The sequence below is a fragment of the Nonomuraea sp. NPDC049646 genome (genome assembly GCF_044465525.1).
In the GTDB taxonomy this organism is placed as follows: domain Bacteria; phylum Actinomycetota; class Actinomycetes; order Streptosporangiales; family Streptosporangiaceae; genus Nonomuraea.
In genome coordinates this window covers 109311-133582 of sequence record NZ_JBITLU010000013.1, presented here as the reverse complement: position 1 = coordinate 133582, position 24272 = coordinate 109311, and the positions used below count along the sequence as shown (strand labels likewise).

Sequence of the window (24272 nt, the reverse complement as noted above, 5' to 3'; positions counted from 1 at the left end):
GGGGTGGCTCGCGTGTTCAAGAGGCGACCCCGTACGGCTACGCGTCCTGTCGATCGGGGCCGGCCGGCCCCGAAACGCCGGGCGAGCCGTCGGCGCCGCCGCCCCGCCCCGCCGGTGGTCAGGCGGGCAGCAGCAGGGTGGTGAGCAGGTCGTCCAGGGTGACGAGGCCGGTCAGCGTGCCGGCGTCGTCGCGGATCAGGGCGATCTGGCTGTGGGCGGCGCGCAGCCGGGCGACCGCGTCGGCGACCGAGGTCTCCTGGGGCAGGTCCGGCACGCGGTAGGCGAGCTGGGCGGCGGCGGTGGCGGCGCCGCGCCGGCGGGCCAGGTAGGCGTCGCGCAGGTGCACGACCCCGCTCGGCCCGGCGTCGGACCACACGATCAGCCGGGTGCGCCCGGACCGGTTGCAGGCGTCGATGACGTCCTGGGCGGCGGCGTTGGCGGGGACGCCGACGATCTGCGCGGCCGGGGTGAGCAGCGCGGCGATGCCGGACTGCGGCGCCTGCAGGGCCTGGCTGAGCACGACGTGGTCGTCGGCCTCGATCAGGCCGAGCCTGCACGACTCGGCCACCAGGTGCCGGAGCTGGTCGGGGGTGCGCGCCTTGGCGCCCGCCTCGTCCGGACGGACGTGGAACAGCCGCAGCAGCCCGTTGGTGACCGCGTTCAGCGCGCTGATCAGCGGACGGACCAGCAGGGTGAAACCGCGGAACGGCAGTGCGAGCAGGGTGGCCGAGCGCTCGGGGTGGGCGATGGCCCAGGACTTGGGCGCCATCTCACCGAGCACCATGTGCAGGAACGTCACGACCGCCAGCGCGACGACGAACGCCACCGCGTGCGCGACGGCCTCGGGCAGGCCGACGGCGTCGAAGAGCGGGGCGAGGGTGCCGGCGATCAGCGGTGCCTGCTGGGACAGGGCGAGCCGGTCGGCGCTGACGTAGGCGAACTCCTGGGCGACGAAGTAGCCGGTGGCGAGGGTGAGCAGGACGATGGCCACCAGGCCGAGGGCGACACTCATCGCGGCTGCGCACCCCGCAGACGAAGGCCGTCCCTGAGGCTGGGGCTACTGCTCGGGTCCGCTGACACGGACACCACCACCGATCCTTCCCGTTTCGTGTTCTCCGCCGCGGCGCGCCGGCCGCGGCTTCCTGGCCCGGACGTTCTCCGACCCGGGCAGTCCGGTCCTGACCGGGGCGTCTTCGCCCGGGTCAACGCATATGAGCGAGCGTAAGCACCGGATGTGATCCGCGTCTCAGCCGGGTTCGGTCGCAGTGGGAGCCTCCCGTCGCCTCTACCATGATCAGCGATTTGTGATCTTCACTGTGAGGAGCGATCCCGTGTCGTCCGGGCAAGAACGCGTGCGGGCCGTGCTCGAGCACCGGCTGACCCAGCGGGCCGTCATCGGCGTCATCGTGCTCAACGCGGCCACGATCGGCTGCGAGACCAGCGCCTACCTGATGGAGCAGGCCGGCGGGCTCCTGCACGCCGTCGACCGGATCGCCCTGGCCGTCTTCACGGTGGAGATCGCGGCCCGGCTGTTCGCCTACCGCCGCGCGTTCTTCGCCGACCCGTGGAACTGGTTCGACACGATCATCGTGGCGATCGCGCTCGTCCCGGCCTCCGGCCCGGCCTCGGTGCTGCGCGCGCTTCGCATCCTGAGGGCGCTGCGGCTGGTCTCGGCGGTGCCCAGCATGCGCCGCGTGGTCAGCGCGTTGTTGTCGGCGGTGCCCGGGATGGCCTCCATCATCGGGCTGCTCGTCCTGATGATCTACATCGCCGGAGTGATCGCGACCAAGCTGTTCGGCGAGATCATGCCCGAGCGGTTCGACGAGCTCCCCCGCTCGCTGTTCACCCTGTTCCAGATCATGACCGGCGACGACTGGGGCAACGTCGCCCAGGCGGTCATGGAGCACAAGCCGTGGGCGTGGGTGTTCTTCATCGCCTACATCCTGATGTCCACCTTCGTCGCGCTGAACCTGTTCATCGCGGTGGTGGTCAACGCGATGAACGACGCCGAGCCGTCCCCGGCGGAGACGCGGGCCCAGGCGGAGCTGGCGGAGGTGAAGCAGCAGCTCGCGGCGGTGAACGCCAAACTCGACCAGCTGCTGCTGGCGCGCGAGGGCGTCACGGCCGACGGCCGCGCCGACGCCGGCTGAGGGGGCGTCCGCGGCGATCGAGAGGGGCGACGAGCCGGCCTGACGGAACACGGCTCAGCCGACCAGGTGGCCGCGCGGTTGCGCGACACTGGGCGAAGTGACCGAGCGACACACCCGTGCGCCTGCCGGACATGAGCCAGGCATGAACGTCACCGACACCGGGCCGCCGGAGCGCGCCCAGCGCTTCGCCCGGCTCTACGAGCAGACGTATGCCGCGTTGCTGCGGTTCGTCGAGCGTCGCGTCGACCCCTCGCACGCCGAGGACGTGGTCGCCGACGTGTTCCTCGTCGCCTGGAGGCGCCTGGACGACGTGCCGGCGGCGGCGGACGAGGCGCGGGCCTGGCTGTTCGGCGTGGCGCACCGCACCCTCCGCAACGGGCTGCGGGCCGACCAGCGGCGGCGGGCGCTGACCGTCCGCATCGCCGACAGCCGGCCGACCGGCGCCGCGGCGGACGGGCTGGACCCCGAGCTGGTGGCACGACGCCTCGACCTCGTCCAGGCGTGGCGGCGGCTCAGCCCGCGCCACCAGGAGACGCTCGCCCTGGCCGTCTGGGACGGCCTCACCGCCCCGCAGGCCGCCGGGGTGCTCGGCATCTCCCCCGCCGCGTTCCGGCTCCGGCTCACCCGGGCCCGCCGCGCCCTGCGCCACCATGCCGACCACCAGGCCGACCACCAGGCCGACGCCCAGACCGACAGCCACGCCGACGCCCGGACCGACAACCAGACCGACCACCAGGCCGGCACGGCCCCCGCCGCGACGACCCAGCCTGTGGCAACCGCCACCGCAGACTCCCGGAGCATGCGATGAACGACAGCCTCGAAGACGTCCTGCGCGACCTCGACCCGGCCGTCACCCCCGCCGGCCTAGACGCCGGCACCGATCCCGGAGCCCGGGCCCTGCTGGCCCGGGTGGTGTCCGCCGACCCGGCGGCGGCGCCCGCCTCGGCGGCCGGCCGCCGTCGCCCGTTCACGACCAGGCGTCTCGTCGTCGTGGCCGGCGGGGTGGCCGCCGGCGTCGCGGCGGCGCTGCTGCTGCCCGGCGTGTTCGGCGGCGGCTCGGCGATCGCGGCGTGGACCGCGACGCCGCACACGGTGACCGGTGACCGGGCCGCCGAGGCCCAGGAGAAGTGCCTCGACCACGCCCAGGACGCCGCCCGGCGCACGACGGGGCACGAGCTCGGCTTCCGGCCCGTGGTGACCGAGGGCCGGGGGCCGTGGACGCTCGTCTACGTCAACGACGGCGGCAGCCGGCTGGCCGAGATCAGCTGCCTGTTCCGCGACGGCGGCATCGCGGCCGCGGGCGGCTCCACGCCGGGCCCCGGCGCGCGACCGCTTCCGCCGGTCCCGCCGGGATCGGCGCGGGCCGCCCTCGGCTCGGTCGTGAGCTCGAGCGAGGAGAGCGTGCGCATCGTGACCGGCAGGGTCGGCGCCGACGTGGTGGGCGTGGAGCTGTCCACGGAGGCGAAGGGCACCGTGACCGCGACCGTCACCGGCGGCTACTTCGCGGCCTGGTGGCCGGACGCGCCGACGACGGAGGAGCGCGAGAGGGCCGCATCGGGCCGGGGTGGCGTCAAGGGCGTCACGACGATCCTCCAGGACGGGTCGCGGCACGGCGTCCCCCTGGAGGAGCTCACCGGCCGGACGAGCGCGCAACTGACCACACCGGCCACAGGGGGCTCTGCGCGCAGCTGACCTGGCCCTTCACAGCGGCGCCGGGCCTCAGGCGCCCCCGCCCCCGCTGCCCGGGGTGCGGAGGAGTGGCACGGGGTCGGTGGCGAACCGGGCGGCGCGAGGCTCGCGTTCGTCCCCGAACCGGTGGGTGAGGAGGCCGTAGAGTTCCGGGCGTCGTCCCTGGAGCCAGCGGCGGCCGGTCGAGAGCGGCAGCAGGGTGAGGTCGAGGTCGGCGGTCACCATGTCGTCACCGGCCGCCCAGGTCTCGCCGAGGACGCGGCCGTAGGGGTCGATGATCATGGCGTTGCCGGTGCGGATCTCGCCGTCGTCCTCGCCGACGCCGTTGCTGAACAGAACGAACAGCCCGTTGTCGTGAGCCCGCGCGGGCAGCCAGCGCATCAGCCACTGGCGTCCGCTGGGGCCGCGCAGCTCGGCCTCGATCGCCTCCGGGGCGCTGTGCCGGTTGCGCCAGAGCTCCACGGGGATCGGGCGCATCCCGTGGGGGCTGCGCGAGGCGGTGCCGCCCGTCTGGTGGGGCGCCACCAGGATCGAGGCGCCCATCAGCGCGGTGACGCGGACGTTCTCCACCAGGTTGTTGTCCCAGCAGATGAGGATGCCCATGCGGACTCCCCAGGGGGTGTCGAAGACGGTGTAGGCGTCGCCGCTGCTGATCGCCGGGTGCTCGAAGGCGTGCAGCTTGCGATGACGATGGACCGATCCGTCCGGGAGGCAGAGGGCGTAGCTGTTGAACAGCCGCCCGTCCGGGTCGCTCTCCAGGAAGCCGACTCCCACGGCGAGGCCGTGCTCGGCCGCCAGCGCGCGGACCGCGGTGACGGACGGACCGTCCAGCGGCTCGGCGAGCTCGCGCAGCCGCTCGGGGGTCTGGCGGCGGAGGTGCCAGTACCCCAGCAGGCACATCTCCGGGAAGGCGATGACCTGCACGCCGTCCGCGCTCGCCACGCGCACGTGCTGCTCGACCTGGGCCAGGTTGTAGGTCTTGTCATCGGGACGATGCTCGAACTGCACGGTCGCGCACCGCAACGCCGGTGCGGGGGTCTCGGCCGCTTCGTCGTTCCCTGCCATCGCGAACCTCCGGATCCTTGGGGTTCACCAGGAGACCGCATGCGCCTCCCATGCGTCCAATGAATGTTTTTCGCTGTTCGATAGAGTCACGGAATGGATCTGGTTCTGCTGCGCGCCTTCCTCACGGTCGCCGAGCACGGTCACTACGGCCGCGCCGCGCGGACGCTGAACGTCACCCAGCCGACGCTCACGAAACAGATCCAGTCGCTGGAGGCGCAGGTGGGAGGCCGGCTGTTCGACCGCGGCCGGCACGGCGCCGTCCTGACCGAGCTGGGCGCCGTCCTGCTCCCGGACGCGCAGGCTCTCCTGCGGCGAGCCGACGCGCTCACCCGGCGGATGGCGAGAATGGCCGCCGGGGAGATCGGCAGGCTGGCGGTCGGCTTCGGGCTGTCCAGCATCGACCTGGCCCCGCGGATCGTCGCCGCTTTCCGGCGGCGCCACCCCGATGCGCACGTCACGTTGGACGACATGTCGTCACAGGTCCAGCTTGACCGGATCGACGCGGGCGACCTCGACGTCGGTTTCGTCCGCCTGCCTCTCGAAGGCGGACGGGGACGACTGCCGCTGGCCGGCGACCGCCTCGCCCTCGCCTGGGCCGACCACGACGACCGGCCCCCGCACGACGTCGGAGAGCTCGCGAGCTGGGCGGCCCGCCACGACTTCCTCCGGCTGGCGCGGGAGAGAGGGCCTGGACTGGCCCGGCAGATCAACCACCTGTGCACCGCCGTCGCGGTCCGTCCCGCCGTTGTCCAGGAGGCGCGGGACCTGCAGACCGTCCTCGCGCTGGTGGCGGCCGGGGCGGGGGTCGCCTTCGTGCCGGCCAGCGCCCGCCGCATCGCGCCCCCCGCCGTCACGATCACGCCGATCCGCCATCCGGCGGCCGAATGGCAGATCGCCGTGGTGTGGAAGGACGGGCGGCCCGGCCCGTTGACGACCGGTTTCCTCGACCTCGTCCGAGAACACGGTCATCCGGAAGCCGGCGGCTCCTGAGCCGGCGTCAGGAGATGGTGAGCGTGCCGTCCGGGTTACGGGCGCACGTGACGACGGCGCGGGACGTCGCGGCGAGCGCGCCGGTCAGGCACTGGCCGAGGACCGTGTGCCCCGCGGCGTTGGGATGCCACGACTCCTGACAGGTCTGGAAGTAGGTGACGCAGGTGTTCGCCGCCCGCTGGATGCCGATCTTGTCCCAACCGGACAGGCTGGTGACGAACGTGCCGGACGGCCCGTCCTGCACCCGGACCGGCGTCGCGAGCGCACCCGCCGGGCTGCCGGGGTTCTCGCACAGCCTGGCCCCGTCGAAGGCCCTCTGGACGTCCAGCACGCGCAGGTCGGCCGCCGGGCGCTCGGCTGCCAGCGTGGCGAAGGCGTTCTTGACCAGCGAGCCGAGGTTCTGCGAGAACACGTGCCCGGGGGCCAGGCTCGCGCGGTGGATCGGGCACCCGGCGGCGTAGCGCTCGGCGCCGAGGGCGCGGAACTTGTCGCGGGTGTCGGTGCGGCCGTCCTCGTCGTAGTACTGCGGGGCGACGTCGGGCGGCAGCGGGTTGGTGTAGGTCTGCAGCACCACCTGGTGGACGCCGTCGGCGTCGATCTGGTCGAGGGTGTCCAGGATCTGGCGCAGGGCCGCGGTGGTCTCGGCGGTGGCGGCGGCGACCTCGGCGTCGGTGGCCAGGTCCGAGGCGGTGCAGGGCTTCTGCGGCACCTCGCCCTTCAGGTAGGCCCAGAACTCCCACCAGCCCGTCCAGGCGTCGGCGATGAAGCGGTTGGCGCACAGCGTGGCCACGTCGCCGAAGGTGAACTGGGTGTTGTTGGAGCCGAGGCCGACGAGGACGACGTCGATGTCGTGCGTCCGGGCGACGGCGCGCAGCTGGTCGAGCTGCGCGGCGACGGCGCGGCCCTCGGCGCGGGCGCTGGAGGGGGCGGCGATGTCGGCGGGCTGGGCGCCCGAGCAGGCGAGGTTGAACCGTTGCTGGATGCCCGGGAGCGACGCCGTGAACACCGAGGCGTTCGCCGACCGGTGACAGAAGTAGGCGTTGCTGTTGGCCGCCGACCAGCCGGGGAAGGCCTGTGCCGTACCGGAGGCGTCGACGACGGGCTGGTAGTCGCCCGCGCCCTCCCCGCTGATGAAGCTGTCGCCGAGCGCGACGGCGGCGGTGGGCAGAGCGGTGGGCAGAGCCGCCTGCGCCGGTCCGCTCCGCGCGGCCTGGATGCCCGCCGCGCTCACCAGGAGCATGACCACCGCGACCGCGTTCCGGAGGAGCCTCATGACCGCCTCATTTCATACTGAACAAGTACGAAATACGCCTGTGTGGATCACAACACGCGGCGCCAACAGCGTCAACATGCACCGGCGGCGATCCGCGCACGCTTACCCGGGACGTAATTGCCGCCCCTACCTCCGCCTGAAAAGCTCGAGACATCGCACGACATAAGGAGTCATGAGATGTTCTTCGAGACCACGGACGGCACCCGCCTCGCCTACGAGGACCACGGCCAGGGCAAGCCCATCGTCTTCGCCGCCAGCGTGATGCTCTCGGCGGACATGTGGGAGTACCAGATCCCGTACTTCGTGGAGCGCGGCTACCGTTGCGTCGCCCTCGACCGGCGGGCCCACGGCCGCTCGGACCGTCCCTCGACGGGCTACGACCTGGACACCGGCGCCGACGACCTGGCCGAGCTGATCGAGCTGCTCGACCTGCGCGACATCACCCTGGTCGGTCACTCCATGGGCGGCGCCGAGGTGGCCCGGTACCTGGCCCGCCACGGCGACGAGCGCGTCGCGCGGGTGGCGTTCGTCTCGGCGATGCTGCCGTTCCTGTGGCGGACCGACGACAACCCCGAGGGTGTGCCGGGCGCCGTGCTGGAGGCGTCGATGGCGGCCCTGGACGCCGACCGTCCCAAGTGGCTGGCCCAGCGGGCGCAGGCGTTCTTCGCCACGCACCTGGGCAACGAGGTCTCCCCCGCGCAGGTGGACTTCACGCTGCGGCAGTGCCTTGAGGTCTCGCCGTGGGCGATCCGCCAGTACCAGCGGGCCGCGATGACCTTCGACCACCGGGCCTCGCTGGCCGAGATCGCCGTGCCCGCGCTGGTCGTGCACGGGGCGGCCGACGCCTCCGTGCCGGTGGCCGTCAGCGGGCGGCGCACCGCCGGGCTGGTTCCCGGGGCGACCTACCTGGAGTACCCGACCGGCGGGCACGGCCTGTTCGTCACCCACCGCGACCGGTTCAACGACGACCTGCACACCTTCATCAAGTCCACCTGACCCGCGCACGGGTGGTCACTCGACCACCCGTCCTGTCGCCTTCCGCCCGTCCACGCGTACGGCCAGGCAGTACACGGTCCGGTAACGCGGCCAGTCCCCCGGGGCCGGCGCGAGCCACGCCAGCCCGATCTCGTCCTTCTTCGGCTTCTTGACGCGCATCCTGGGAAGACAGCCGTTCTCCGCGAGGCGCGCCATGTCCGCCTCCGGGTACGGCCCCTGCGGCAGGACGTACGTGGTGGCGAACTCGGCCGAGTGCGGCACGTGGCAGGGGACGACGGTCACCAGGTACGTCTGGGGAAGGGGTTCGACGCAGTCGCCGGGTCGTAGTTCGGTGGCGTAGTACCGCTGCGTGCCGGGAACGCTGCTCTGCTGCACGGGGGTCCGCGGGGCGGCGGCGGGCTCCGGCCGGGCGGACCCGGACGACGCCGCCGGCACCGGGTCACCCGCGCAACCGGTGAGCGAGACGGCTAAGCAGCATGCGATGAGTGAGGTGCGAACCATGGCACAAGGGTGGCAGCATCGCGGCGCTCCGGCGGCTCTCCTGACGCCCGGCCGCCGCCGGTATATTGGGCGGATGCTGATCAGGGAAGCCACCGTGGACGACTGGTCGGCCATCTGGCCGTTCTTCCGCGAGATCGTCGCCGCCGGTGAGACCTTCACCTATCCGCTCGACCTCGGCCGGGAGGAGGGGCGCGGCTGGTGGTTGCTGCCGGCCCCCAACCGCACGGTCGTCGCCGTCGACGACGACGGGACGATCCTCGGCACCGCGAAGATGAACAACAACCAGATGGGCAACGGCTCGCACGTCGCCAGCGCCAGCTACATGGTCGATCCAGCGCATTCCGGACGCGGTGTGGGCCGCGCGCTGTGCGAGTACACGATCGAGTGGGCCCGCACCAACGGTTTCCGCTCGATGCAGTTCAACGCGGTCGTGGAGACCAACGAGACGGCGGTGCGGCTGTACCGGAAACTCGGGTTCGAGGTGCTGTGCACCGTGCCGGAGGGCTTCCGGAGCCCGGCGAAGGGCTACGTCGGCCTGCACATCATGCACCGCCCTCTGTGACGGCGTCCCGGAGGACACCGCGCACCGGACCCGGCGCCCGTGGCGGCGGCCACGGACGCCGGCCGGCGAACCCGATCCGGGCCCGGCCCTCCTACCGGGTCGCTCCGGCCACCCACTTGGGGGCGCCGTACTGGTAGGCGCCGAGGCTCGGGAGCGGGTCGGTCGAGCCGTCGTTGACGCCGGGCAGCGGGATCGCCTGGTTGCGCGCCGGGGACGCCTCCGACAGCCGGTAGTCGCGCCCGGCCGGGTCGACGAACAGCGGGTCGACGTCGGCCGGCAGGTTGTTGGACAGCACCATCCCGCCGTTCGTGGCGCCGTCGAGGCCGCGGATCGGGCCGATGTTGTTGTAGACCTTGGTGCCGGTCGAGTTGCCGGGCTCCTTGACGTAGAACATCGTCATGCCGCCGGTGTTGTTGTAGACGCCGTTGTTGCGCGAGCCGCCGCCGAGGCCGTTGAGCATGACGGTCCCCTCGGGGTTGCCCCAGCCCACGTTGGCGGCGATGGTGATGTTGCTCTGCCCGTTGTCGGCGTAGACGCCGGTGACCCCGAACTTGGTGGCGCCCCACCTCGGCGCCGGGTCGTGCAGCACGTTGTGGTCGATCGAGGTGCCCAGCATGTCGGAGCCGCAGCAGGTGTAGACCGCGGCGACGTCCAGGCTCAGCCGGGCGTACCGGGAGATGTCGTTGTAGGCGATGCGGTCCGGCCCCGGCGTGCCGCCGGCGGCGTCGTCCCACTGCAGGTTCACGCCGCTGCGGCCGACCCGGTAGATGGTGTTGTGCGTGACCGTCTGGCTGTTGCCCTGCACGGCGACGCCGGCCGCGTATGTGCCCAGGTAGTCCACGTCGTGGATGACGTTGTTCGTCGCGGTGTTCCGCATGCCGCGCAGCGCGATGCCGTTGCCGGCGCTGAATGACAGGTCGCTGCCGACGACCTTGTTGTCCGTGCCGTTGAGCACGATGCCGGTGTCGGCGACGCCGCGGGTGACGGTGGAGCCGCAGTCGGCGGCGCCGCGCGTGATGTCGGTGTAGTGCGACAGGTACGTGCCGGTGATCCCGTCGATCACGATGTGGCTGCTGCCCGGCCCGGTCTCGATGGTGGCGGCGAACAGGCCGAGGCCGGCGATCGTCGTGTGGCTCGCGTTCCGCAGGTCGAAGGCCAGCGTGCGGGCCTTGGCCTCGATCACGTGCCGGTTGGGGTCGTCCTCGCTGTACAGGTACAGCCGCTTGCCTGCCGGGTCGTAGAACCAGGTGCCGGGGTGGGCGAGTTCGCCGATCTTGCCGGCGAGCGCGTACCGGGTGTCCTTCGGCACCACCTTGTGGACGCACGGCGGCGCCACGTCGAGCTCGACCGAGCCCACGTCGGAGCTCTTGATCGTGGAGGTCGCGGTGATGTACCAGTAGTTCGTCGTCACGCGGGCGCCGTTCCAGTAGCCGGCCGGGCGGGTCAGCGCGTCGTCGGCGACGGTGGCCGCCGCGCTGCCCGGGCCGGCGTACCGCACCGCGGGTTCGAGCAGGTCGAGGCCGGGGTAGGGCCACTGGGCCTCGACGTTCATCCGCTTGTCGGTGAAGGTCTGCACGGTCGTGACGTCGGGCCCGAGGTCGGCGCGGGCGCTGTGGACGTGACCGTCGCGCACGGCCTGGGCGAAGGGCGAGCCCGCCGCGTACGGGTCCGACCGCGCGATGCGGGCCAGGTCCCGGCCGGTGACCGGGGACCAGCCCCTGATCCGCTTGGCGCCGCTCACCGTCACGCGCGCGCCGGGGGCCGCCCGGTAGGTGATGGGCAGTCCGGCGGCGCCCGGCCTGGCGGGCACCACGGTCTCCTCGTACGTGCCCGACTGGATCAGGCAGGTGTCGCCGGGCGTCATGACGTCGGCGCACCGCTGGATGCGGCGGTAGGCCGTCGCGGCCGACCGGCCGTCGGCCGAGTCACTGCCCCACGGCGCGACGTGGTAGGTGGTGCCGCCCGCGCTCGCGCCCTGCTCGGCCGCCGCCGGGACGGCCGGGACGGCTGCCGGCACCGTCGCGATCACCGTCGCGATCACCATGGCCGCGAACGGCCGCCGATTGCGTAAGAACGTCATGGTCCTTCTTTCCGTGACGGGCCGTTCAGCCCTTGACCGCGCCGACCGTGAGGCCGCTGATGATGTGGCGCTGCATGTAGACGAAGAAGATGACGACCGGTGCCACCGCCAGCAGCAGGTTGGGGAACACCCTCGTCAGGTCGGTCGAGTACTGGCTGATCCCGGCGTAGATGGCGGTCGTCACCGTGTACCGGCCGGAGCCGGGGCTGAGCAGGATCTGCGGGCTGACGAAGTCGTTCCAGATCCCGATCGAGTTGAGGATCAGCACGGTGACCACCGCGGGCCGCATCAGCGGGAAGATGATCGTCCAGAACGTGCGCAGCCGGCCCGCGCCGTCGATCATCGCCGCCTGGTCGATGGAGGCCGGGATGGTCCGGATGAAGCCGACGAACAGGAAGATGCTCACCGGAAGGGTCGAGGCCACGTCGTGGGCCACCAGCCCGGCCACGGTGTTGGCCAGGCCGACCGAGCGCAGCACGTAGATCACCGGGATCACCAGCGCGGCGCCCGGGATGAACGTGCCCGCGAGGAAGTACAGCAGCAGCAGCTGCGAGCGGCGGCTGAGGCTGCGCGCGATCGCGTACGCCGCCGGGCCGGCCAGCAGGATGCACAGGACGTCCACGACGACGACGAGGAACAGCGTGAAGCCGTAGCTGCGGATCACGTTGTACTGGGGGCTGTCGACGGCGTTGGCGAGGTACTCGAAGGTGAGGTCGCCGAACGGGAGGGAGAAGGGGTTGCCGAGGATGTCGTCCTGGGACTTGAAGCTGTTGACCACGAGCAGGTAGACCGGCACGGTCATGGCCACCAGCAGCAGCGCCAGCATGACCGGGCGCACGAAGGAGCGGCGCCTGCCGTGGCCGGCTTCCGTTTGTTCGATCATCGCCGTCCCCTAACTCGTCGTGGCCCGGTCTTGCCGGTTGCGCGCGGCGGTCACCAGCAGGGCGAGGCCGGCGCACACGACCATGAGGAACACGGCCTGCGCGTTGGCGTAACCGACCTTCGTCCCCTCGAAGGACCTGGCCAGGATGAGGAACGAGTACGTCTGGGTGGCGCCCGCGGGCCCGCCGTTCGTGAGGCTCACGACCAGGTCGTAGGTCTTGATCAGGCCGATGAGGTTCAGCACGGTGGCCACGGTCACCACCGGGGAGATCATCGGGATCACCACCCGCAGGTTGGCCTGGCGCCGGGTCGCGCCGTCGATCGCCGCGGCCTCCAGCAGTTCGGCGGGGACCGTCTGGAGCGCGGCGACGAACAGCACGACGTTGAACCCGAATCCGGCCCACACGATCACCGCGATGAGCGAGACCAGGGCGAGGTTCTCCTCGAACAGGAAGCCGACGGGCCCGATGCCGAAGTGCCGCAACGTGCTGTTGACGGCGCCGTTCGTGCCGAGGATCGCGGCCCAGAGGAAGCCGAGGATCAGCGCGCTGATCACGTGCGGGTAGTAGGCGAGCGTGCGGAAGAACGAGTTCGTCCGCGAGCGCTCCTTCAGCAGCAGCGCGTACGCCAGGCCGCCGCCGATCATGAGCAGGGTGCCGGTGACGGCGACGAGGGCGGTCACGTACCAGGCGCCGGTCGAGCTCGGGTCGTCGAACAGGTGCAGGTAGTTCTCGAAGCCGATGAACACCGCCTCGGAGAAGCCGTTCCAGTCCGTCAGGCTGAGATAGACCGCCACGCCCACCGGGACGACGGTCATCACCGTGTAGACCAGCACGGACGGCGCGACGAGCCCGAAGGTCACCGCCCTGGCCCGGTACCTGGCGGGCAGCCACTCGCGGCGCGGGCGCCGGGGCTCGGACGCCTGCCGCTCCGGCCGCCGGGTCAGCTCTGCGAGTTCCACCACTTGTCCAAACCGGCGGCGACCTGCTCGGCCGTGGCGCCCGTGTACAGCTTCTGCACCTGCGTGTTGAGCTCGGCCGGATAGCCCTCGACCGGCTGGCGCTCGCCCGACTTGACCAGGACGGACGGCGCCTCCTCAAGGATCTTCTGGACCTGCGTGCCGAGGCTGGACATCTTGTAGGTGAAGCCCTTGCGCAGGTTGCCGTCGGCGGCGAGCTGGCTCTCGATCGCGGCGGGGTCGGTGACCAGCCACTTCACGAAGTCGATCGCGGCGGCCTTGTTCTTGGAGGCGTTGACGACGACGTACGGGCTGGCGATGTTGCCGTACTGGGCGGTGGGGTGGGAGCCGTCGGACGGCATGGAGAAGACGCCGATCTCGTCGCTCTTCTTCGCCGCGTCGGCGGCCGGGACGAAGAAGGAGCCCATGACGTACATCGCGGACTTGCCGTCGAGGAAGGCCGTCTGCCCGTCGGCGTAGGTCAGGCCGAGCGCGCTCTTGTCGAGGTAGCCCTGGTCGATCCAGCTCCGGAAGCGCTGGAGGTACTTCAGGTAGTCGCCGGTGGCGAAGGAGACCTGGTTCTGCTTGCGCTTGACCGTCCAGTCGGGGTCGGCGGTGAGCACGCCGGAGTCGGCGATCAGCGAGAACTGCGCTCCCGGCACCCACTGCCCGGCGCTCTGCAGCGGCGTGTAACCGGCGCTCTTCAGCTTGGCCATGGCGTCCTGGAACTGGTCGAGCGTCTTGACTGCGGTGGCGTCGAGACCGGCCTTGGCGAAGGCGGCCTTGTTGTAGAAGACGAGCGACTGGATCTGCTGGCCGACGCCGACCAGGTAGCGCTTGCCGTCCACGGCGTACTGGTCGGCCAGCGGGGTCTGGCCGGTCCACGCCTCGCCGGTGAGGTCGGCGAACAGGGCGGCGTTCTCCTTCGTCGGGGTGATCTGCTGGGCGATGTCCGGCGGGTCGCCGGCGGCGAGGTCCTGGGTGAGCTTGGCGGTCGCCGAGACGGTCCCGGTGAGCTCCAGGTTGACCTTCACCCCCGGGTGGCTCTGCTCGTACTTGGCGAACAGCCCCTTCCAGTACTGCTCGGTCAGGTTCGGGCTGATGTTGACGATGATCCGCAGAGTCGTGGCGCCGGCCTGCGCCGGGTCCTCGCCGCCGCAGGCGGTGGCCGCGGCCACCACGGTGGTCGCGGCGACCGCGACCGCGCACGCCCGGCGCAACTGTGTTCCCATATCCGCTGCACGCTCCAATTGCATAGTCATGACCGGTGGAAGGTCGGGGTGGACTGGCCGTCTTCGGCAGCCGCCCGCCCGGGGGCCACCTGAGTGAGGGGGTCGGGCTGCGCGGGCCGGCGTGGCGGACGGCGTGACGGCTCGACACGATCGACGCGGCGACCTCGACCACCGTCAACGTCCATCGCCTATCGATAGGTGATGTTATGTGGCATACCTAACTTGTTCAAGAGTCATTTCGTGCGTGCCGGCGAAAGCTCACGGCGAACCGGCCGCCGCTCCCCGGGCCGGTGACGGCCAGCGTGAGCCGGGTCAGCCGGGAGCCCCAGCTGCGCGCGAGGCGCGGGTCGTCGATGTCCCGGTGCTCGACCGACGCGGTGCCGGCGGCGGCGTCCCAGCGCAGTTCGAGCGGCGGTCCCCCGTCCGCCGTGACGACCGCCCGGCCCGGCCGGCACTCGACCTCGCCGGCGAGAAGGTGCCGGAACAGCACGGTCCGCGGGCCCGCGGCCCATGCGTCCGCCACGCTGACGTACGGCTCCGGGCCGTCGCGGACCAGCCGCACGACGCGCTCCCAGCGGGTGAGCAGGCCCGCCGGATAGGCGGCGCTCAGGTCCGCCCGCAGGACGGCCTGGCCCTCGCCGAGCCGGACGGCGACGTCCCGCGCACCGTGCTCCTCCCCCGGGAGCTGCCCGTGTCCCGGTTCGGGCACGTTGTGCCAGGCGCTCTGGAACGGCCACTCCTCGTAGCGGCGCGGGCCGAACGTCGCGGCGGTGTAGGTCGGCTGGCCGGCGTCCACGACCATCGGCCGTCCGTCCAGCGCCACCCAGTAGGAGCCGACGTCGAGGTGGTTGTGGTGCTCGCCGTTGTGGCCGGCCTTGGCCGCCACGGTCAGCCCGTCCGCGCTCCCGGCCCGCTCGCGCGCGACCATGACCTGGATGCGCGGCAGCCAGCACTCGCGGGCCAGCCAGGGCGAGCCGTCCGGCGTCCCGCCGGCCGCGACCGCCCGGCACCATCGCCGGTCGGCCAGCGCGGTCATGGCGCGCCCGAGCCCGGCCCTCGGCTGGACGACGCCGCCGGAGCGGCGTGCGGCGGCCACCGCGTACGCCACGGTCTCCGGCTGCCCCAGGCGCTCGCCCCAGCGGAAGAGCACCTGCCACGGCCGCTCGCCGGAGAGCCGGGCGGGGGCGTCGCCGGTGTTGACGTACCAGTCCGCGCCGAGATGCATGCGCCGGGGGTAGGCCAGCAGGGCGGGCAGCACCGGCGGGCCGGGGTCGTCCAGCAGGTCCAGCGCCTCCAGCAGCCGGCACGCCCCCTGCCACCAGTACGCGATGCCCTCGTCGATCCCGCCGTCGTCGGGGAGCCCGGTGACGTAGTGGTCCAGCCCCTCGGCGACCAGGCGTACCAGGCGCTCGCGCCGCCGGGCGTCGTCGCAGAGCAGCAGCGCGGCCGCCAGGACGGCGCCGTGGATCCAGGGGTTCCAGTTGTTCGCCCGGCCGTCGCGGCCGATCCAGTGCCAGTCGCGCACCCGCTCGAACGGGGTGAGCACCCGCCGGTCGGCCTCGCGGCGCAACCTGCGGCGCAGCCCCGGCGCCCTGATGTCCAGATGCGGGCCCAGCGCGTGGCCGGTCCAGGCGAACAGCGCCGCGATCTCGGCCGCGCCCAGGTCGAGGAAGGGGTCGTCGGGGTCGGGCACGACCTCGCCGCGGGCCGCGGCCCCGCGATCGTGCGGCGCCCAGCACCACGTGCTCGTCTCGGCGAGCGCCATCAGCCCGTCCACGACGGCGTCCAGGTGCGGGCAGGCTCCGGGGGGCGCGGTCGCGGGGGCCACCTCGCCGGTGAGCACGGCGGCGAGGGCGAGGACGTCCACGCGTTCGCGCAGCCGCCGCGCCTCGTCCTCGTGGACGGCCCGCGCCCCGTCGCGGAACGTCCGGGCCCAGTCGTCCGCGGACAGGCGCGGGGCCGGGCGGGCCAGCTCTTCGGCCGCGGCGGCCAGGACGGCGTCGCGGGCCTCGGCGGGCACCGCGTCCCACACCGGCCGCGCGGTGACGTCAGGAACCATCGTCGTCGCGCAGCACGAGCTCGACGACCGGGAGCGGCACGTCGGGCGCGGCGACGGGCAGGGTCAGCGTCAGCGTGCCCGGCGGCTGGCCCGGCAGGGCGAGGTTGTTGTGCTCGTGCAGGTCTCCGTCCGCCTGGTGGAAGCGCACCTCGGAGCCGTCGTGGAGGAACTGGGCGTAGCGCACGCGCCCGGCGAGGCCGGGCAGGTGGACGTGCTTGAGCGGCCAGGACAGCAGGTGCAGGTAGAGGCGGCCGGCCCGCTGGGTGTAGAGGGCGTTGGGCGGCGGGGTGAACGCGCTCGGCCCCGCGCCGTGCACGGCCCTGGCGTGCAGGGACATCCACTCCCCGATCGCGGCCAGCGTGTGCCGGGCCCGCGGGTCGAGCGCGCCCCGGCCGGTGGGACCGACGTTGAGCAGCAGGTTGCCGGCGCACGCGACCGACTGGACGAGCATCCGGATCAGCAGCGCCGGGTCCTTGTAGTCGTGGTTGTCGCGGTCGTAGCCCCAGGAGCCGTTGAGCGTGTGGCACGCCTCCCACATGACCTGGACGCCGTCGCGGGTGAGCGGCCGGTCGGGCTGGTACTGCTCGGGCGTGACGTAGTCGCCGGGGATGCCGAGGCGGTCGTTCACCACGATCTGCGGGCTCAGCGCGCGCACGGTCGCCATCAGCTCCTCCGCGCCCCAGTCGGCGGGCCCCTTCGCCGGGTAGGTGAAGTCGAAGAAGAGCAGGTCGATCGGGCCGTACCCGGTCAGCAGCTCGCGTACCTGCCCGTGCAGGTACGCCCGGTAGCGGGCCATGTCCCGCGTGGCGTTCGCGTCCGGCGGCGCGCTGTCGCGCAGCGGGTGGTACCGGTCGATGGTGAAGTCGGGGTGGCGCCAGTCGAGCAGCGAGTAGTAGAGCCCCACGCGCAGGCCCTCGGCCCGCATGGCCGCGGCGAACTCGGCGACCAGGTCCCGGCCGGTCGCGCGGGCGCTGGTGTAGTCGGTGAGCGCGGAGTCGAACAGGCAGAACCCGTCGTGGTGCTTGGCGGTCAGCACCGCGTAGCGCATCCCGGCGGCGCGGGCGGTCCTGGCGAGCTCGGCCGCGTCGAACAGGTCGGGATCGAACTGCTCCAGGTAGCGGTCGTAGTCCGCGTCCGGCATCTTCTCCCGGCTGCGCACCCACTCGTGCCGGGCGGCGAGGCTGTAGAGCCCGAAGTGGACGAACATCCCGAACCGCGCTTCCTCGAACCACTCCGTCGGCCCCGCCGGCATCCCGGTCTCCTCTCACGGTTGACAGCTCTCATCGGTCGGCAGTTACATCTACCATCGATAGGCGATAATTGTCGATGTATGGGGATGGGGCAGAAATGAGCACGAACGGGCATGTCGGGGCACCCGAGACGGGCGTCTACGAGACGATGCTGGGACCGGCGCACGCCTCGCCCTTCGTCCGGCCCGGCGCGGGCCTGGTGGACGCCCTCGCGGACGTGAGCGCCGCCACCGCCTGCGCCAAGCTCCACCAGATGGGCATAACCCGGACCTTCATCGACGGCCCCGTCCCCCTGCACAGGGAGCCGGGCGTGCGGATCACCGGCGGCGCCGTGACCCTGCAGTTCCTGCCCCAGCGCGAGGACGTCTTCTCCGGCACCGGCCAGGAGGACGCCGAGCGCAAGACCGCGCTGTGGGGGGTGCTGGAATCCATCCGGCCCGGCGACGTGCTGGTCATCTCCGCGCAGGCCAGCCACTTCACCGGCTGCCTCGGCGACATGCTGGTCCGCTACTTCAAGCTGCGCGGCGGAGCCGGCATCGTCGTGGACGGGCGGGTGCGCGACGCCGCGCGGGTGCGCGCGCTCGGCGTGCCGATCTGGTGCACGGGGGTGACGCCGCACTACGCCTCGCAGGCCGAGCTGTTCCCCTCGGCCTTCAACGTCCCGGTCGGGGTGGGCGGCACGCTGGTGACGCCCGGCGACCTGATCGTCGCCGACGAGGACGGAGCGGTCGTCGTCCCGCAGGGCAGCGCCATGGCGGTGGCCGAGGACTCCCTCCTGCACCAGGACCGCGAGGAGTTCGCCCGCCGCCGCCTGGACGAGGGCGGCCGGCTGTCGGACTACTACCCGCTGACCGGAGCCGGCCTGGCCGAGTACCTGGCCGCTCGCGAGAACGACTGAGCGACGGGGCGGGGCGGACAACCCGCCCCGCCGAGGGCTACCCCTGCCCGTCCAGCAGCTCCGGAGGGACGAACCCCTCCTCGGCGAGCCGGCGCCACAGCTCCGGCGGGATCTCCGTGCGCGCGGCGGCCGCGTTCCCCTTCACCTCGGCCGCCGACCGGCAGCCCACCACGACCGACCGCACGGCGGGATGGAGGAAGGGGAACTGGACGGCCGCCGCGGCGAGCGGCACCCCGAACTCCGCGCAGACCGCCCGGCAGCGCTCGGCCCGCGCGAGCACGCCGCCCGACACCGGCCGGTAGTTGAACATGGCCTCCGGACGCGGGTCGGCGAGCAGCCCGGTGTTGAAGACGCCGCCCACGACCACCGCCGTGCCGGTCTTCAGGCACAGCGGCAGCAGGGTCGTCAGCGCGTCGTGGTCGAGCAGCGAGAACCGCCCGGCGATGAGGACGACGTCCACGTCGAACTCGGCCACGTACGCGGCCAGCGGTTCGCTGTGGTTCATGCCGAAGCCGACCGCGCCGGCCAGCCCCTCGTCCCGCAGCCTGCGCACGGCCGGGTAGGCGGTACGGCGCACGTCCTCGGGGAAGTCGTCGGGGTCGTGCAGGTACAGGATGTCGACGGAGGGCCGCCCGAGCCGTTCCAGGCTGGACTCCAGCGACCGGCGGATGCCGCGCTCGGTCCAGTCGGTGACCACCCTCTGCCCGGGGCGCAGCAGCCAGCCCGCCTTGGTCGAGATCACCGGCTCGGCGGCCCCGCCGTGAGCGGCGAGCGCGCGGCCGAGCCGTTCCTCGGCGACCCCGTGCCCGTAGCGGGGCGCGGTGTCGAAGTAGGTGACGCCCTCCTCGACGGCGGCGGCCACCGTGGCGGCCGCGTCCTGCTCGGAGACGTCCTGGAACAGGTTGCCGATGGGGGCGGTGCCGAGGCCCAGCCGCGGCAGCCCGGCCTTCATCGCCGCACCTCCATCGGCGGAGCCTCGTACGTGGGTCTCCCGCCGCGCAGCGTCATCGTGAGGGTGAGCCGTACGTGCGTCGAGCCCGGCAGCCGCACGTGGACGTACGGCCCCTCGACGGGCGTGGGCGGCCCGTCGTCGGCGCGGACCTCGTGGATGACGTGCTCGGCGAACGTGCCCGCCTGCACCACGAGCGCGCGCGGCGCGTCGCCGAGGTTGGCCAGCTCGACCACGGTGTGGCCGGCGTCGATGCCGGTGACCAGCGCGGCGACGTCGGCGGGCAGGCCCGGACGGCGCTCCCCGGCGTCGAAGTACCGCAGGTGCATCTGCGCCAGCGCGCCGTTGTAGAGCACCTGCGGCGATCCGGTGGTCAGCTGCAGCAGCGCCTCCGTGACGACCGGGTTGCGGTCCTGCCAGTCGTGGATGCCGAACGCGTCGGGGCCGACGGCGGGGTCCACCGGGTCGGCCGCGATGGACTCCAGCCGCTGGGCGCAGGTGTCGATGGCGCTGCGCAGCATCCGCTCGGGGAAGCCGGGGTTGCGGCCGGCGAGGTACTCGTACCAGGGCTCCTCGTGCCCGGACTCCTCCTTGGTGCGCTGGGTGTGCACCGCCGTCCAGTCCCAGCTCGCCTCCTCGCGGAGCCGGTCGACGCGCTCCCGGTCGGCGGCGGCCCGGCTGAACTGCCACAGGGCCACGGGGAGCTGGGTCGGCATGATGTTGTGGTCGAACCAGCCGGAATCGTCGTGGCGCATGGGCGCCATGAGGGTCGGCTCGTGCTCCAGCCCGCGCAGGTGGGGCCGCCAGCGCCTGGTGATGGTGGAGACGTCGGCGGGGCGGCGTCGTTCGGCCCGGCCGAGCACGACGTCCAGCGGGTTGCGGGCCAGGTCCAGGTAGGAGGCGTCGCCCGTCAGCAACGTCGCGTTGGAGGCGCCGACGATCGCCGCCGTCCCGACGGGCGGCAGGCCGTGGGGCCAGGACCAGCCGTAGTGGCCGCCGTACCAGCGGCCGTCGAGGTGCTCGCCGACCACGCCGTGCAGGCCGGCGTTGTCGGGGACGACGTCGCGGCCGTCCAGCCGCCGCCGCCAGGCGTCGACGTACTTCACCACCCAGTCGGCGTGGCGCGACTCGCCGCCGAGCAGGTAGGCGTTGGTGACGAGGCTGGTCGCGCAGAGGTTGACGATCGTGTCGCCGCGTCCCATGCGCTCCCACATCACGCGGCCGTACGCGCGGGCCCGCGCCGGGTCGGCGGCCAGGTCGTCGAAGGGCGCGGCCTCGTCGATCCAGTCGAGCGGCAGCCCGTAGGGGCGCAGGGCCAGGCTCCACGGGAAGTACACGTCGTGGTCGCTGAAGCCCCAGCGGGGGCCGGCGGCGCCGTTGTGCGGCGCGCGGATGACCCGGTGCTCGGGGTCGTAGTTGGGGCCGCCGGGCAGGTAGAGGTCGGCGAAGCGCCCGGCCAGCTCCCTGAGCTCGCCGTCGCCGGGCGTAGCGAGGCAGAGCCCGTAGAACAGCAGCATGCCCTCGCCCTGGTGGAACCAGTCGTAGCCGCGCTCGAACTCCTCGACCAGCATGCCCATCCCGGTCAGCTGGGCGGTGACGCCCCGCCAGTGGCGTCGCGCCGCCGTCAGGACGTCCGCGCTGCCGCCGAGCAGGTAGAGCGTCGGCCAGTTGAAAAACGCCTCGTAGAAGTCGTCCACCCCGTCGCGGCCGTCGAGCCCCTCCCCCAGCCTGTCGCGGAAGACCAGCCGGCCGTCGTCCTCGGTGTAGCGGTCGGAGAAGATCCGCCACGCCTTGTCCTGGACGGCGAACAGCTCCCGCTCCAGCACGGCCCACCGCGGCGGGGTCGTCAGTCCGCGGGAGGCCCGCACCTCCGGCACGCGCGCGGCGTCGAAGGCCGTCACCTCCCGCCACCGCCCTCTGCCGCGCCGCCGGGGAGTCTTGCTGCCATGCGCATGAGAACACCTGTAATCGCTGATCGATAGCCGATGATTAGAATCATCATGAGCTCGGATCAACGTGTCAATACTGGCCGAACATACGGAGCACAGGTGATCGACTGCCACGCCCACCTCTGGGACCTCGACGGCGGCTATCCGTGGATCACGCCGGAGTCACCCCATCACCGGTCGTTCACCGCCGGCGACCTGGCCGCGGCGGGCGACGGCCTCGGCCTGACCGGGACGATCCTGGTCGAGGCGTCCAGGGGCGACCGCGGCGAGACGTGGCGGCTGCGCGACCTGCGCCTGCGTCACCCCGGGCTGATCGCCGGGCACGTCGGCAACCTCAACGTCCACGCCGGGATCGAGCCGTCCCGGTTCCGGGACCTCATGGACGAGGCCCGGCCCAACGGGATGCGGCTCGGCGGCCCCTCGTGGGCGGCCACGCCCGCCTCGGCCCGCGCGCTCGTCCCCGTGCTGGCCGGGCTCGGGGTGGCGCTCGAACTCAACCTGCACGCCGCCGCGGTCGGCGTCGCGGCCGAGGTCGCCGCGCGGCACCCGGAGCTGACCGTGGTCGTCGACCACCTCGGCAACCCGCCGAACCTGCTGGCGGCCGACCCGGGCGAGTGGCGCGAGCACGTGCGGCAGGCGGCCCGCACCCCGAACGTGATCATGAAGATCTCCGGCCTGCTCACCCAGCAGCACGGCGTGCCGCCGGGACGGGTGGCCGCCCTGGTCGCCCACGTGGTCGAGACGTTCGGTCCCGATCGGTGCGTCGTCGGCTCCGACTGGCCGATCTGCCTGCCCCGCGGGTCCCGCGCCGAGTCGCTGGAGCTGGCGACGCTCGGGCTCGCCGGGCTGACGGCCGGGGAGCGCGAACGGGTGCTGCGCACCACCGCCGAACGCGCGTACCGCCTGGCACCCCCGGTTGACAACGCTCCTGAGCCCCTGCTTCGATGCGACAGTTGATCGATAAGCGATGATTGGTTAATCGATGGCCCATTTCGACCTCCCCCAGGACCAGCTCGAACGGTACCTGCCGCCCCTGCCGGAACCGGCGGACTTCGATGCGTTCTGGGCGAAGACGCTCGCCGGCGCCGACGGCATCGACCTCGCCATGACGGCCGAGCCGGTGCCGAACGGGCTGGCCACGATCGACACCTTCGACGTCACGTTCGCGGGCTACGGCGGCCATCCCGTCAAGGGCTGGCTGCACCTGCCGGTGACCAGGACCGGCCCGCTTCCCGCCGTCGTGGAGTACCTGGGGTACGGCAGCGGCCGCGGCGTGGCCCACGAGAAGCGGCTCTGGGCGTGCGCCGGTTACGCCCACTTCGTCATGGACACCCGCGGCCAGGGCGCGGAGACGCCCGACCCCGACCCGGCGACCGGCGACGTCGCGGCCCCCGGCTTCCTGACCCGCGGCGTGCTCGACCCCGAGCGGTACTACTACCGCCGCCTGTACACCGACGCCGTGCGGGCCGTCGCGGCGGTGCGCACGCATCCGGAGGTGGACGCGTCCAGGGTCGCGGTGACCGGGACCAGCCAGGGCGGCGGGATCGCCCTGGCCGCGGCCGGGCTCGTCCCGGATCTCGTGGCCGTCATGCCGGACGTGCCGTTCCTGTGCCACTTCGGGCGGGCGACGACGTTCACCGACCAGCCGCCGTACGTGGAGTTCACCCGGTTCGTGAAGCTGCACCGGGAGCACGCCGGGACGGCGATGCGCACCCTGTCGTACTTCGACGGCGCGACGCTCGGCCGCCGGGCCAACGCGCCGGCGCTCTTCTCCGTCGGCCTCATGGACCGCATCTGCCCGCCCTCGACGGTGTACGCGGCCTTCAACCACTACGGCGCGCTGCACGACCTGCCCCAGGCGCGCAAGCGGATCAGCGTCTACCCGTTCAACGACCACGAGGGCGGCGGCCCGGCGCACGAGGCCGTCAAGCTCGCCTGGCTGGCGGACCGGCTGGCCGAACAATCGATACCTGCTAACCGATGATCGCGTATCATGACAGCGGGGATCGGGGACGCGCGAGATCGCATGATGAGGACTTCATGGCATCGACACGGCAAGCCAACAGTGACTTCGCCTCCAGACTGGCCACGAGCAAAGACTCGGTCCGTCCCACCTTGATCTCCGATCGGGTGTACGAGCTGCTCCGCCAGGCCATCGTCGAGGGCGACCTCGCGCCGAACGAGCGCGTGGTGGAGTCGGAGATCGCGCGCCGTCTGGGCGTGAGTCAAGCGCCGGTTCGCGAGGCCGTCAAGCAGCTGGCCCGCGAGGGGCTGCTGGTGCACGTGCCACGCCGCGGCAACTTCGTCGTCGAGATCTCCACCGAGCACGCCGAGTACGCCCGCCAGGTGCGCGAGCCGCTCGAACGCCTCGCCGCCCAGCTCGCCGCCGGGCAGGTCACCGACGACCAGCTCGGCGAGCTGGAGGACCTCGTCGAGCAGATGCACCAGGCCGTGGCGATGAACGACGTCGGCAGGTTCCGCGACATCGACATCGCCTTCCACACCAGGGTCAGCCAGATCGCGGGGAACCCGTTCCTGACCCGGATGTGGGAGGTGCTCGAACCGAGCCTGCGCGCGCTGCGCGCCATCGCCGACCCGCTCTTCGACGGCGACTGGCACGCGATGGCCGACGAGCACGGCCGCCTGGTCTCGCTGCTGCGCGACGGCGACCCCGCCAAGGCGGCCGAGGCGTTCGCCGACCATTCCGCGGGCCGCTCCCCCGTCCCCGACGGCCGCACCCGCAAGAAGAGCACGCCCTCTGCTCGCTGAGCCCAGGATGTTGTTGTTCC

At 72.5% G+C, this 24272-nt stretch carries 22 protein-coding genes; 10 read left to right on the top strand and 12 right to left on the bottom strand.

Going from position 1 to position 24272, the window contains the following annotated elements; translation table 11 throughout:
• Window positions 1-118: 118 nt before the first annotated feature.
• Window positions 119-1012, bottom strand: coding sequence for a CNNM domain-containing protein (locus ACIBQ8_RS34245; protein ID WP_397194021.1), 894 nt, complete (start codon window positions 1010-1012; stop codon window positions 119-121).
• A gap of 319 nt (window positions 1013-1331) precedes the next feature.
• Between ACIBQ8_RS34245 and ACIBQ8_RS34240 the strand changes: the two genes are divergently transcribed.
• The 3 genes from ACIBQ8_RS34240 (at window position 1332) to ACIBQ8_RS34230 (ending at window position 3842) form a co-directional block, all read left to right on the top strand.
• Window positions 1332-2150, top strand: a complete 819-nt coding sequence (locus tag ACIBQ8_RS34240; protein ID WP_397194020.1) for an ion transporter — start codon at window positions 1332-1334, stop codon at window positions 2148-2150.
• Window positions 2151-2292: 142 nt separating this feature from the next.
• Entirely contained in the window at window positions 2293-2958 is a 666-nt protein-coding gene (locus tag ACIBQ8_RS34235; RefSeq protein ID WP_397194019.1) for an RNA polymerase sigma factor, read from the top strand.
• Complete coding sequence (locus ACIBQ8_RS34230) at window positions 2955-3842, top strand: hypothetical protein (protein WP_397194018.1); 888 nt, start codon at window positions 2955-2957, stop codon at window positions 3840-3842. The genes ACIBQ8_RS34235 and ACIBQ8_RS34230 overlap by 4 nt, the downstream gene beginning before the upstream one ends.
• 27 nt (window positions 3843-3869) lie before the next feature.
• Here ACIBQ8_RS34230 and ACIBQ8_RS34225 read toward each other — a convergent pair whose 3' ends face one another.
• Complete coding sequence (locus ACIBQ8_RS34225; protein WP_397194017.1) at window positions 3870-4904, bottom strand: nitrilase family protein; 1035 nt, start codon at window positions 4902-4904, stop codon at window positions 3870-3872.
• 93 nt (window positions 4905-4997) lie between these two features.
• On the opposite strand from ACIBQ8_RS34225, the gene ACIBQ8_RS34220 reads away from it, so the two are divergent.
• Window positions 4998-5894 (top strand): LysR substrate-binding domain-containing protein, encoded by an 897-nt coding sequence (locus ACIBQ8_RS34220; RefSeq protein ID WP_397194016.1) that lies wholly within the window; start codon window positions 4998-5000, stop codon window positions 5892-5894.
• A 7-nt stretch (window positions 5895-5901) separates the two neighbouring features.
• On the opposite strand, the gene ACIBQ8_RS34215 is transcribed toward ACIBQ8_RS34220, so the two are convergent.
• Window positions 5902-7167 carry a hypothetical protein gene (locus ACIBQ8_RS34215; protein WP_397194015.1) on the bottom strand — a complete coding sequence of 422 codons (1266 nt, stop codon included), beginning with the start codon at window positions 7165-7167 and terminating at the stop codon, window positions 5902-5904.
• Window positions 7168-7344: 177 nt separating this feature from the next.
• Between ACIBQ8_RS34215 and ACIBQ8_RS34210 the strand changes: the two genes are divergently transcribed.
• Window positions 7345-8163 carry an alpha/beta fold hydrolase gene (locus ACIBQ8_RS34210; protein ID WP_397194014.1) on the top strand — a complete coding sequence of 273 codons (819 nt, stop codon included), beginning with the start codon at window positions 7345-7347 and terminating at the stop codon, window positions 8161-8163.
• A gap of 15 nt (window positions 8164-8178) precedes the next feature.
• On the opposite strand, the gene ACIBQ8_RS34205 is transcribed toward ACIBQ8_RS34210, so the two are convergent.
• The gene (locus ACIBQ8_RS34205; RefSeq protein WP_397194013.1) at window positions 8179-8598 is read right to left on the bottom strand and encodes a hypothetical protein; all 420 of its coding nucleotides are present in this window, start codon (window positions 8596-8598) and stop codon (window positions 8179-8181) included.
• Between the two features lie 139 nt (window positions 8599-8737).
• On the opposite strand from ACIBQ8_RS34205, the gene ACIBQ8_RS34200 reads away from it, so the two are divergent.
• On the top strand, window positions 8738-9226 hold the full coding sequence (locus ACIBQ8_RS34200; RefSeq protein WP_397174703.1) for a GNAT family N-acetyltransferase: 489 nt from the start codon (window positions 8738-8740) through the stop codon (window positions 9224-9226).
• 91 nt (window positions 9227-9317) lie between these two features.
• On the opposite strand, the gene ACIBQ8_RS34195 is transcribed toward ACIBQ8_RS34200, so the two are convergent.
• The 6 genes from ACIBQ8_RS34195 to ACIBQ8_RS34170 all read right to left on the bottom strand — a co-directional run bounded on the left by ACIBQ8_RS34195 (window position 9318) and on the right by ACIBQ8_RS34170 (window position 17689).
• Window positions 9318-11306, bottom strand: a complete 1989-nt coding sequence (locus tag ACIBQ8_RS34195; protein ID WP_397194012.1) for a right-handed parallel beta-helix repeat-containing protein — start codon at window positions 11304-11306, stop codon at window positions 9318-9320.
• A 25-nt stretch (window positions 11307-11331) separates the two neighbouring features.
• Window positions 11332-12189, bottom strand: coding sequence for a carbohydrate ABC transporter permease (locus ACIBQ8_RS34190; protein ID WP_397174699.1), 858 nt, complete (start codon window positions 12187-12189; stop codon window positions 11332-11334).
• A 9-nt stretch (window positions 12190-12198) separates the two neighbouring features.
• The gene (locus ACIBQ8_RS34185; protein ID WP_397174697.1) at window positions 12199-13149 is read right to left on the bottom strand and encodes a carbohydrate ABC transporter permease; all 951 of its coding nucleotides are present in this window, start codon (window positions 13147-13149) and stop codon (window positions 12199-12201) included.
• Window positions 13131-14378, bottom strand: a complete 1248-nt coding sequence (locus ACIBQ8_RS34180) for an ABC transporter substrate-binding protein (protein ID WP_397174695.1) — start codon at window positions 14376-14378, stop codon at window positions 13131-13133. The genes ACIBQ8_RS34185 and ACIBQ8_RS34180 overlap by 19 nt, the downstream gene beginning before the upstream one ends.
• A gap of 226 nt (window positions 14379-14604) precedes the next feature.
• Window positions 14605-16437, bottom strand: coding sequence for a heparinase II/III family protein (locus tag ACIBQ8_RS34175; RefSeq protein WP_397174693.1), 1833 nt, complete (start codon window positions 16435-16437; stop codon window positions 14605-14607).
• Window positions 16427-17689: an alpha-L-fucosidase gene (locus ACIBQ8_RS34170; protein ID WP_397174691.1), complete on the bottom strand. Its 1263-nt coding sequence runs from the start codon at window positions 17687-17689 to the stop codon at window positions 16427-16429. The genes ACIBQ8_RS34175 and ACIBQ8_RS34170 overlap by 11 nt, the downstream gene beginning before the upstream one ends.
• Window positions 17690-17784: 95 nt before the next feature.
• Between ACIBQ8_RS34170 and ACIBQ8_RS34165 the strand changes: the two genes are divergently transcribed.
• Window positions 17785-18585: a hypothetical protein gene (locus ACIBQ8_RS34165; RefSeq protein WP_397194011.1), complete on the top strand. Its 801-nt coding sequence runs from the start codon at window positions 17785-17787 to the stop codon at window positions 18583-18585.
• 37 nt (window positions 18586-18622) lie between these two features.
• Here ACIBQ8_RS34165 and ACIBQ8_RS34160 read toward each other — a convergent pair whose 3' ends face one another.
• Window positions 18623-19537, bottom strand: coding sequence for an aldo/keto reductase (locus ACIBQ8_RS34160; protein WP_397174688.1), 915 nt, complete (start codon window positions 19535-19537; stop codon window positions 18623-18625).
• A complete protein-coding gene (locus ACIBQ8_RS34155) occupies window positions 19534-21435 on the bottom strand; it encodes a hypothetical protein (protein WP_397194010.1) in 1902 nt (633 codons plus the stop codon). The genes ACIBQ8_RS34160 and ACIBQ8_RS34155 overlap by 4 nt, the downstream gene beginning before the upstream one ends.
• A 147-nt stretch (window positions 21436-21582) precedes the next feature.
• Between ACIBQ8_RS34155 and ACIBQ8_RS34150 the strand changes: the two genes are divergently transcribed.
• From ACIBQ8_RS34150 to ACIBQ8_RS34140, 3 genes are read left to right on the top strand one after another with little or no spacing between them, the layout of a single operon-like run.
• Complete coding sequence (locus ACIBQ8_RS34150) at window positions 21583-22440, top strand: amidohydrolase family protein (protein ID WP_397194009.1); 858 nt, start codon at window positions 21583-21585, stop codon at window positions 22438-22440.
• Window positions 22441-22465: 25 nt separating this feature from the next.
• The gene (locus tag ACIBQ8_RS34145) at window positions 22466-23467 is read left to right on the top strand and encodes an acetylxylan esterase (protein WP_397194008.1); all 1002 of its coding nucleotides are present in this window, start codon (window positions 22466-22468) and stop codon (window positions 23465-23467) included.
• Between the two features lie 56 nt (window positions 23468-23523).
• Window positions 23524-24252 carry a GntR family transcriptional regulator gene (locus ACIBQ8_RS34140; protein ID WP_397194007.1) on the top strand — a complete coding sequence of 243 codons (729 nt, stop codon included), beginning with the start codon at window positions 23524-23526 and terminating at the stop codon, window positions 24250-24252.
• Window positions 24253-24272: the final 20 nt, after the last annotated feature.

Coding starts and splice junctions, on each gene's coding strand:
- ACIBQ8_RS34245 (WP_397194021.1), bottom strand. CDS start 1,012: ATGAGTGTCGCCCTCGGCCTGGTGGCCATCGTCCTGCTCACCCTCGCC.
- ACIBQ8_RS34235 (WP_397194019.1), top strand. CDS start 2,293: ATGAACGTCACCGACACCGGGCCGCCGGAGCGCGCCCAGCGCTTCGCC.
- ACIBQ8_RS34230 (WP_397194018.1), top strand. CDS start 2,955: ATGAACGACAGCCTCGAAGACGTCCTGCGCGACCTCGACCCGGCCGTC.
- ACIBQ8_RS34225 (WP_397194017.1), bottom strand. CDS start 4,904: ATGGCAGGGAACGACGAAGCGGCCGAGACCCCCGCACCGGCGTTGCGG.
- ACIBQ8_RS34220 (WP_397194016.1), top strand. CDS start 4,998: ATGGATCTGGTTCTGCTGCGCGCCTTCCTCACGGTCGCCGAGCACGGT.
- ACIBQ8_RS34215 (WP_397194015.1), bottom strand. CDS start 7,167: ATGAGGCTCCTCCGGAACGCGGTCGCGGTGGTCATGCTCCTGGTGAGC.
- ACIBQ8_RS34210 (WP_397194014.1), top strand. CDS start 7,345: ATGTTCTTCGAGACCACGGACGGCACCCGCCTCGCCTACGAGGACCAC.
- ACIBQ8_RS34200 (WP_397174703.1), top strand. CDS start 8,738: ATGCTGATCAGGGAAGCCACCGTGGACGACTGGTCGGCCATCTGGCCG.
- ACIBQ8_RS34195 (WP_397194012.1), bottom strand. CDS start 11,306: ATGACGTTCTTACGCAATCGGCGGCCGTTCGCGGCCATGGTGATCGCG.
- ACIBQ8_RS34190 (WP_397174699.1), bottom strand. CDS start 12,189: ATGATCGAACAAACGGAAGCCGGCCACGGCAGGCGCCGCTCCTTCGTG.
- ACIBQ8_RS34180 (WP_397174695.1), bottom strand. CDS start 14,378: ATGGGAACACAGTTGCGCCGGGCGTGCGCGGTCGCGGTCGCCGCGACC.
- ACIBQ8_RS34175 (WP_397174693.1), bottom strand. CDS start 16,437: ATGGTTCCTGACGTCACCGCGCGGCCGGTGTGGGACGCGGTGCCCGCC.
- ACIBQ8_RS34170 (WP_397174691.1), bottom strand. CDS start 17,689: ATGCCGGCGGGGCCGACGGAGTGGTTCGAGGAAGCGCGGTTCGGGATG.
- ACIBQ8_RS34165 (WP_397194011.1), top strand. CDS start 17,785: ATGAGCACGAACGGGCATGTCGGGGCACCCGAGACGGGCGTCTACGAG.
- ACIBQ8_RS34160 (WP_397174688.1), bottom strand. CDS start 19,537: ATGAAGGCCGGGCTGCCGCGGCTGGGCCTCGGCACCGCCCCCATCGGC.
- ACIBQ8_RS34145 (WP_397194008.1), top strand. CDS start 22,466: ATGGCCCATTTCGACCTCCCCCAGGACCAGCTCGAACGGTACCTGCCG.
- ACIBQ8_RS34140 (WP_397194007.1), top strand. CDS start 23,524: ATGGCATCGACACGGCAAGCCAACAGTGACTTCGCCTCCAGACTGGCC.